The sequence below is a fragment of the Nocardioides sp. genome (genome assembly GCF_047606145.1).
GTDB lineage: Bacteria > Actinomycetota > Actinomycetes > Propionibacteriales > Nocardioidaceae > Nocardioides.
In genome coordinates, this window is the sequence record NZ_JASGET010000092.1 from 1 (window position 1) to 8,468 (window position 8,468).

At 73.9% G+C, this 8,468-nt stretch carries 7 protein-coding genes; 1 reads left to right on the forward strand and 6 read right to left on the reverse strand.

Annotated elements, in window-relative coordinates:
• Positions 1-119: 119 nt before the first annotated feature.
• The 5 genes from shc to hpnC all read right to left on the reverse strand — a co-directional run bounded on the left by shc (position 120) and on the right by hpnC (position 6,415).
• The gene (shc, locus tag QM638_RS11270; protein ID WP_415142066.1) at positions 120-2,123 is read right to left on the reverse strand and encodes a squalene--hopene cyclase; all 2,004 of its coding nucleotides are present in this window, start codon (positions 2,121-2,123) and stop codon (positions 120-122) included.
• Entirely contained in the window at positions 2,120-3,232 is a 1,113-nt protein-coding gene (locus tag QM638_RS11275) for a polyprenyl synthetase family protein (RefSeq protein WP_415142067.1), read from the reverse strand. The genes shc and QM638_RS11275 overlap by 4 nt, the downstream gene beginning before the upstream one ends.
• Complete coding sequence (hpnE, locus tag QM638_RS11280) at positions 3,229-4,539, reverse strand: hydroxysqualene dehydroxylase HpnE (protein WP_415142068.1); 1,311 nt, start codon at positions 4,537-4,539, stop codon at positions 3,229-3,231. The genes QM638_RS11275 and hpnE overlap by 4 nt, the downstream gene beginning before the upstream one ends.
• Positions 4,540-4,628: 89 nt before the next feature.
• On the reverse strand, positions 4,629-5,585 hold the full coding sequence (gene hpnD / locus QM638_RS11285; protein ID WP_415142069.1) for a presqualene diphosphate synthase HpnD: 957 nt from the start codon (positions 5,583-5,585) through the stop codon (positions 4,629-4,631).
• Positions 5,582-6,415 (reverse strand): squalene synthase HpnC, encoded by an 834-nt coding sequence (gene hpnC / locus QM638_RS11290; protein WP_415142070.1) that lies wholly within the window; start codon positions 6,413-6,415, stop codon positions 5,582-5,584. Before hpnC ends, hpnD begins: the two co-directional genes overlap by 4 nt.
• Positions 6,416-6,548: 133 nt before the next feature.
• Here hpnC and QM638_RS11295 point away from each other — a divergent pair, with 133 nt between their 5' ends.
• Positions 6,549-7,697 carry a PucR family transcriptional regulator gene (locus QM638_RS11295; protein WP_415142071.1) on the forward strand — a complete coding sequence of 383 codons (1,149 nt, stop codon included), beginning with the start codon at positions 6,549-6,551 and terminating at the stop codon, positions 7,695-7,697.
• Here QM638_RS11295 and QM638_RS11300 read toward each other — a convergent pair.
• The coding region (locus tag QM638_RS11300; RefSeq protein WP_415142072.1) for a WS/DGAT domain-containing protein at positions 7,604-8,468 on the reverse strand (865 nt) is incomplete at its 5' end. The genes QM638_RS11295 and QM638_RS11300 overlap by 94 nt on opposite strands.

Here is an 8,468-nt window from a genome sequence, read left to right on the forward strand (position 1 = left end):
CTCGGGGGGCAGCCCCTCGGCGCCACGCGAACGGCCGGTGCACACCGCCCCGGCGACGGCCGGCGAGACGGCCAGCCACTCCGAGCGCAGCGGAGTGCAGACGACGCCCCTGGTGCGGATCATGCGGGCCCCCGATCGACGCCGTCGGGCGGCGGCGCTCCCGCGACCCGGCCGGTCCGGGCTCCGGTCGGGATCTCCAGGAGCCCCCGCCGGGCGGCGTACCGACCCAGCGCCCACATCGGGAAGACCTGGCGGTACATCTGGTAGCCGATGTAGAAGAAGCCGGGGAACCCGGTGCCGGTGTAGAGGTCCTCGTCCCAGCCGCCGTCGGCACGCTGGGTGGCGAGCAGGTGGTCGATGCCGCGGGCGACGGCCGGCGAGTCGGGGGCCGCGGCGATCAGCGCGATCAGCGCCCAGCCGGTCTGCGACGGCGTGGAGGCGCCGCGGCCGACCCAGGTCTTGTCCCGATAGGAGCGCAGGTCCTCGCCCCAGCCGCCGTCGCGGTTCTGATGCCGCTCCAGCCAGGCCACCGCGGCCCGCAGGCTCGGATGCTGGGGCGAGACGCCGGCGGCGACCAGTGCCGGGACCGCGGCGCCGGTGCCATAGAGGTGGTTGGCGCCCCACCGGCCGAACCAGGATCCGTCATCCTCCTGGTGCTCGAGCAGCCACCGTACGCCGTCCTGCGCCTCGGCCGAGTCCGCCAGTCCCTCCTCGGCGAGCATCTCCACCACGTGCGCGGTGACGTCGGCCGACGGCGGATCGACCACGTTGCCGAAGTCGCAGAACGGCAGCTTGGTGGGCAGCGTGCGGGTGTTGTCGGCGTCGAACGCGCCCCAGCCGCCGTCCCGGGTCTGCATCCCGGCCGTCCAGGCGACCGCCCGGTCCAGCGCGGCCCGGAGCCGCTCCGGGGCCGGATGGGCGACCTTGCGCAGCGCGATCACCATCTCGGCGCTGTCGTCGGTGTCGGGGTAGATGTCGTTGGCGAACTCGAAGGACCACCCCGCCGAGGGCAGCCCCGGCCGGCGCACCTGCCAGTCGCCGTCGGCGGTGACCTGCTCGCCCAACAGCCAGTCCGCGGCCCGGAGCACCGCCGGGTGGTCCGCCGGCACGCCGCACTCCAACAACGCCTCCAGGCTCAGCCCGGTGTCCCACACCGGCGACTGACAGGCCTCCAGCCACCGCATCGGACCCTCGGGCCCGTCCGGCACCTCGACGAAGAAGTCGTCGAGGCCGGCGAGCGCCTTGGCCACCGCGGGGTGGTCGAGCCCGTAGCCCATCTGGTTGAGCGCCAGGATCGAGTAGACCCAGGGCGGCTGGATGCCGCCCCAGCCGCCGTCGGCCTCCTGCCGGGCGAGGATCCACTCGGCCGCCTGTCGCATCGCGAGCCGGCGCAGCGGGTTGACCGGCAGCTTGCCGAAGAGCCGGACGCCGACGTCGAGACGCTGGAAGACCCCCGCCAGACTCCACGGTGGATCGAACCTGTCCGGCGTCGTCCCCGCCAGGATCGGGGTCGGGTCCACCTCGACGGGACGGACCGGCCGCTTCGCGCTGACGATGGTGAGCGGCACGATCGTCTGCCGGGCCCAACAGGCCCAGTCGTAGATGTTGAGCGGCGCCCACGAGGGCAGGAACATCATCTCCGGCGGCAGTGTCGGGCACCGGTCCCAGGACCACATCCCGATCAGCGAGAACCAGATGTGGGTGAAGACCCGGGCCCTCTCCAGGCCACCGTTGGCGCGGATCCAGCGGGCCGCCCACTCCATGTGCTCGGCGTCGGCGGGATCGCCGGCCACCCGCAGCGCCGCCCACGCCTCGACCGTCGTGGACAGCGTCGGCGGCGCCCCCGGGAAGTCGCCCCAGGTGCCGTCCGGGCGTTGCTGGGAGCGGATCCAGCGGGCGCTGCGCTCCTGGCCCGCGGGGTCGACCACGTCGAGGAAGTGCCGCAGGAAGATGTCCTCGGCGTCCATGGTGACGTTGGTGGCCAGCTCCCCCTTCCACCACCCGGCCGCGCTCTGCCGGGAGATGAGGTGGCCGGCCGCGCGGTCGACGCCGGCACGCAGCGCGGCCAGCCCGGCGTCGTCGCCGAGGAGACCGTCCGCGGTGGTGGGTCTCTCGATGGTCATGCGCTCCTCCTGGTGACGAAGTGCGCGAGCTCGATCAGTCGCTCGCGTTGCGCATCGGCGAGGGCGACCGGCTCGAGGGCGGCCAGTGCCGTCCTCACGTGCGCCGCCGCCTGGTCGGCGGCCCAGGACCGGCCGCCGGCCTTCTCGATGAGCGTGGCGGCCTGGGTGAGATCGTCCGGGTCCGCGGCGTCGCGGGCGGTACGCGTGGCGAACCACTCCCGCAGCCCCGCCCCGGCCTCGCCCTCGCTGGCCAGGGTGTAGACCACCGGCAGCGTCTTCTTGGCGGCCGCCAGGTCGGCGTACACCGGCTTGCCGGTGACCTCGGACGTCCCCCAGATGCCGAGCAGGTCGTCGACGATCTGGAAGGCCAGGCCGAGCTCGGCGCCGAAGGTGTGGAACGCGGCCACGGTCTCGTCGTCCGCGCCGGTCAGGATCGCCCCCATCGAGGCGCTGACGGCGAGCAGCGAGCCGGTCTTGCCGGCCACCATGCCGAGACACTCCTCGACGCTGACCTCGGCCCGCGACTCGAAGAGCACGTCCTCGGCCTGACCGCGGATCAGCTCCCGGGTCGCCGCCAAGAGCGCCACCGAGGCCGCCACGGCGTACGGCGACCCACTGAGCGCCAGCTCCTCCAGCGCGATGGCGAGCATCGCATCGCCGACCAGCACCGCGGTGGTGTCGTCCCAGACCGTCCAGACCGTCGGCCGGTGATGGCGTGCCTGGTCGCGGTCGATCAGGTCGTCGTGCACCAGCGAGAAGTTGTGCACCAGCTCGAGCGCGACCGCGCCCGCCACGGCGTCGCGCGGGGCGCCGGTCAGCGCGTCGGCCACCAGCAGGGCGAGTCCCGGCCGCAGTCCCTTGCCCGCGGCACCGTCGGAGGGTCGGCCGTCGGCGTCGAGCCAGCCGAAGTGGTAGCCGGCCACCTGCCGCATGTGCGGGTCGAGCCGGTCGACCGCACCGCGCAGCGCCGGGTGCCACCGGTCCCTGGCCAGCTCCAGCCACTCCCGCGCGCCAGTGGCCGGGCCGGATGCGGCCGAGCCCGACACCTCCGGCTCGGCCGGTCCCGAGCCGGCCGTGCACGGGCCGACCGGATCCTGGGTGCGCGTCATGCCCCCACCTCCACCAGATCCATCCTCTCCTCGGTGAGGGCGGCCGCGGCGGCCTCGCCGCTGCGGCAGGCGCCCTCCATCGTCGCGGGCCAGCCGGTGGCGGTCCATGCTCCGGCAAGGCAGATACGTGGGTCTTTCGTCCGGGTTTCGGCCCTGAAACGGCCCGAGCCCGGGGCCGGGCGGAAGGTCGCGCGCCGCTCCCGGGTGACGAAGAAGTCCCGCAGCTCGGCGTCGCGCGCCGCCGGCAGCAGCGCCAGCACCTCCGGCAGGAAGCGGGCCTCCAGCTCCCGGACCGGTACGTCGACCAGCGCATCCGCCGCCGAGAGCGAGACCGCCAGGTACTGACCGTGGGCGAGGCCGGCATGGCCGGTCCGGTCGAAGACCCACTGCAGCGGGCTGTCCACGGCGGCCACGAACGGCTCGTCCAGGACCGGTCGATCGAAGATCAGGTGCAGGTTGATGATCGGCGCGGCGCCGAGCGAGTCGGCGTACCCCTCGGGCAGGTCGAGGTCGGGCACCAGCCGCGCGGTGTCGGCGGCGGTGGTGGCCACCACCACCCGGTCGGTGGTGAGGTCGTCCAGGTCGGCCACCTTCGAGCCGACGCGGACCTCGACCCCGGCGGCGTCCAGCGCCCGCGCGGCGGCATCGCCGTGCAACTGCTGCAGCGGCACCTTCGACCAGCCGATGTCGGCGGCGTCGCAGGCCTCCAGCAGACCGAGCTGGAAGACGGTGGCGGCCAGCGCCAGCGAGGCCTCGTCGGCGTGCGCGTTGAGGGTGGCGACGCCGATCAGGTCCCAGACCGTCTCGATCGCACGCGGGCTCTGGCCGTGCTCGCGCAGCCAGTCGCCGAAGCTCAGCTCGTCCACCTCGGCACGCTCCCGATCGACCCGCCCGAGCGCGAGCGCGGCGGGCACGATCCGGCCGCGGTCCAGCAGCGGCAGCCAGCGATAGCCCGCCAGCGCCGCACCCAGGTGCAGCGGCGCCGGCAGGGTGTTGCGCCGCAGCCGGCTCACCCCGGCCCGCACCCCGCTGCGCACCGGCACGTCCAGCCGGTCCTGCAGCGCGACCTGGTCGCGCACCCCGAGCCGATCCAGCAGGCCGAGGTAGGAGGTGCAGCAGCGCAGGAAGACGTGTTGCCCGTTGTCCACCCAGAGCGGGCCGACCGTCCCGTCGGCCGAGTCACGACGGAACGAGTGGGTCAGCCCGCCCAGCTTGGGCTTGGCCTCGTGCAGGCTCACCTGCCAGCCCGCGTCGGCCAGCCGCAGCGCGGCGGTGATGCCGGCCAGGCCGCCGCCGACGACCGCCACGCTTCGCCGGGTCGGCCGGGCACAGCGGGTCACGCGCCCCTGCGGCGCCCGGCTCGCCGAGGTCGCTGGCGTTGCTGGCGTCACTGGAGTCACCGCCCCTCCCCCGGTGCCACGCCACGCCGGGCGGCCCAACCGGCGCCGGCGAGCGAGCCGAGTGCGACCCGTGCCTTGTGCCCGGTCGACAGACTGAGCCGCTTGTCGTAGACCTGGATCGGGTCCGCGGCGATCCGGCCCAGCAGATGGCGGTAGATGCCCGCCATCGCGGCGCAGCAGGCGGCGCTGCGCCGGTCCAGGTGCGGGATCAACCGCAGTCCGAGCCCGTACCAGTCCTGTGCCCGAGCCGCGGCGAAGCGGATGTAGCCGGCCAACCGGCCGTCGGGGTCGTCCAGGTCGCCGACGGCGTCGGTGCGCAGCTCGATCCCCCACTGCGCCAGCTCGCTGGCCGGCAGGTAGATCCGGCCGCCGGCCAGGTCCTCCCGGATGTCGCGCAGGATGTTGGTCTGCTGCAGGGCGATGCCGAGCTGGTCGGCGAACAGCTCCACCCGCGGGTCCGCCGGCCCGCCCTCGGCACCGAAGATGGACAGGCAGAGCCGACCGATCGAGCCGGCCACCCGACGGCAGTAGCGGACCAGCTCGTCCCAGTCCGCGATCCGGACCTGGTCCGCCAGGTCGGTCTCCACGCCGTCCACCAGCTCGCCGAACGCCCCCAGCGGGATCGGGAACCGTCTGCGCGCATCGGCCAGCGCGGCCAGCACCGGGTCGCCGAGATCGCCCCGCCCATCGCCGCCATCGCCCCCGACCGCGCCGAGCCGGTCCAGGTCCTCCCGGACCGCGGTCAGCTCCTTGAGCTTCGCCGACCGCGGCAGATCCCCGTCGCCGATGTCGTCGACCCGCCGGGCGAGCGCGTAGACGGCACACAGCGCGGTGCGCTTGTGCTCGGGCAGCAGCCGGATGCCGTAGTAGAAGTTGCCGGCCTCGGCCCTGGTGATCCGCTCACACTCGGCGTACGCCTCGGCGATCGCCCCGGTCGGCGCCTGCGCACTCATCGGTGCCCCTTGCGCCACACCTGGGCCGCGTGCCGCAGGACGTCGGCGGTGGCCGGCGCCGCCTGCTGGGCGAGGACGTCCCCACCGGTACGCCGGACGGCGTCGGCGGCGGCGAGGCCACCGGCCACGAATCCCGCGACCGCCAGCCGCGCCCACCCGCGCAGCTCGCCGACCAGTGCCGACCCGGCCCGCAACAGCGCCACGGTCCGCTCCGTCTCGGCGAGCACCAGCGCGCGCAGCTCTCCGCTGGCGGCGGCCTCGCCGAGGTCGCGCTCCGGCACGCCGTAGGCCGCCATCAGCTCGGTCGGCAGGTAGATCCGACCCGCCCGGTAGTCCTCGCCGACGTCCTGCAGGTGCTCGATGATCTGCAGGCCGGTACAGACCTGGTCGGAGAGCGCGATGCGTCCTGGCGTAGCACAGCCGAAGACCTCCAGCACGATCCGGCCGACCGGGTCGGCGGAGAGCCGGCAGTACTCGCGCAGGTCGGCCGAGGTGGCATAGCGGCTGACCTGCTGGTCGGCCAGGTTGGCCTGGATCAACCGGTCGAACGGCTCGAGCGAGAGACCGCACTCGCGCACCGTCGGGGCCAGCCGGCGCAGGACGGGATGCATCGGCGCCACCCCGCGCCACAGGTCGAGGGTCTGGCCGCGGAACTCGGTCAGCGCCGCGGTCCGATCGCCCTGGTAGGAGTCGCCGAGCTCGTCCACGTGCCGGGCGAAGCCGTAGACGGCGTGCAGGTGCTCGCGGTGCCGGCGCGGCAGGACGCGCAGCGCCACCGGGAAGTTCTCCTCGGACTCTCTCGCCTCCCACATCGTCCGAGTCGTCTCCATGTCACCCATGAAACACCAACCTCACCCGTCCCGCTGTCCCCTGACGGCGCCATTTCCGAAAGGAACTTGTCACCTCGATACAATTTCTATCGATCTGTGCCGCGAATCTGTGCCGAGAGCCCCGGAGGTCGCCATGCCGCACGAGCTCGACACCCATCGACTCGAGGAGCGCATCGCCGAGCGCCTGCCCGATCTGCTGCTCGACGTCCGCGACCAACTGCGTGCGGGGTGGCCGGACTACGCCGAGTTCCTCGACGAGGACCTGGAGGCCATCCGGGACGGTGCCAGCCTGTTCCTGCACCGGTTGATGGTGATGGCGACCAACGGCCTCTCCGACGCCAGCCCGCTGGAGGACGAGCAGGCGGTGCAGGTCGTCTTCGAGCAGATCGGTGAGCGACAGTGGGAGCTCGGTCACGACCTGACCCGGCTGCTCACCGCCTACCAGGTGGGCGCCCGGGTGGCCTGGCGGCACGTCGCCCAGACCGCGGCCGAGGTCGGGCTCGCGGCCGACGAGATCGGACTGCTGGCCGAGTCGGTCTTCGACTTCGTCAACCACCTCTCGCGCGCCTCCACGACCGGGTTCGTCCGTGCCCAGCGGGCCGACTCGCGGGCCCGCGACAGGTACCGCGTCGAGCTGGTCGAGCAGCTGCTCTCCGGCCGATCCACGATGGCATCGATCAGGGCGACCGCGGACCGGGCCCGCTGGCGCCTGCCGAGCCAGGTGGCGCTGGTGCTGTGCGACGACGAGACCCAACTGCTCTCCCGCCTGGACGGGACCGCGCTGCCGGTGCGGCAGGGCGACCTGGTGGGCGCGATCATCCCGGACCCCAGCGGCGACCGGGACCGGCTGCGCCGCTCGCTGCGCGGGCTGAGCTGCGTGGTCGGGATCCGGGTCGGCGTGGAGATGCTGGCGCGCAGCGCCGAGCTGACCCAGGTGGCGTTCGGGCTGCGCGGCGACGGCGTGCTCCTCGGGGACCCGGTCTTCGTCGAGGACCACCTCGACACCATCATCGTGCACCGCGACGACCGGCTCCTGGCCTTCCTCCGGGCGCAGGTGCTGCAACCGCTGGCCGACCTGCCGAAGGGGTCGCGGCAGCGGCTGAGCGAGACCCTGGTCTCCTGGCTGCGCAACCTCGGCGACCGGGCGGCGGTCGCGGCCGAGCTCCATGTCCATCCGCAGACCGTCAGCTACCGGCTGTCCCGGCTGCGGGAACTGTTCGGCGACACCCTCGACTCGCCACGCGAGCGAGCCCGGCTGATGTTGGCGCTCAACTGGTCCTGAGCCGACCACGCCGACCACGCCGACCACAGGGACTCCAGCCGGTCCGCCATCGCGCCGCTCACCGCGACCGCGTCGACCACCTCGGGATCGGTGGCCAGGCCGACCGCGAGCACGCCGTGCCAGCTCAGCCCGCCGACCACGAACGGGGCACCCGGCGCCAGCGGCAGGACCGGGTAGACCTCCGCCAGGTCGACCCCGGCCATCGAGAACTGGTTGGTGGGGCCGGGCATGTTGGACACGATGCCGTCGAAGTAGCGGTGACCGTAGACGGTCCTGGCGAACCAGCCGACCGCCGGCTCGGGGAAGAGTCGCAGCAGGTGCGCCATCACCCACCGGCTGGCCAGTGCCCGGGTCGGCGTACGCAGCGGTGCCGTGTGCGCGGCGATCTCGGCCACCAGCTCCGCGGTGGGTGCGTCCCGCAGCGGCACGTCGAGCATCACCGCGGCGGTGGCGTTCCCCTCGGCGGCGTCGCCGGGCGCCCGCACCATCAGCGGTACGGCGACCCGGATCCGTCCCCCGCAGGCCTCGACCAGCTCGGGATGGGTCTGGGCGATCGCGCCGCAGGTGAGCGCGAGCACCAGGTCGGTGACCCGGTGCGGCCGGGCCGCCTGCTTGAGCCGGTCCAGCGGCAGCCCGACGGTGGCGAAGGCACGCGACCCGCCGGCGAGCGGCAGCCCGGCCTTCTTGCTGCCGTCGGTGGCGAGCTGGACGAACCCGGCAGCGGTGGCGGCCGCGACGGCGAGGCCGCCCGGGCGCGGTGGCGGCTCGGGC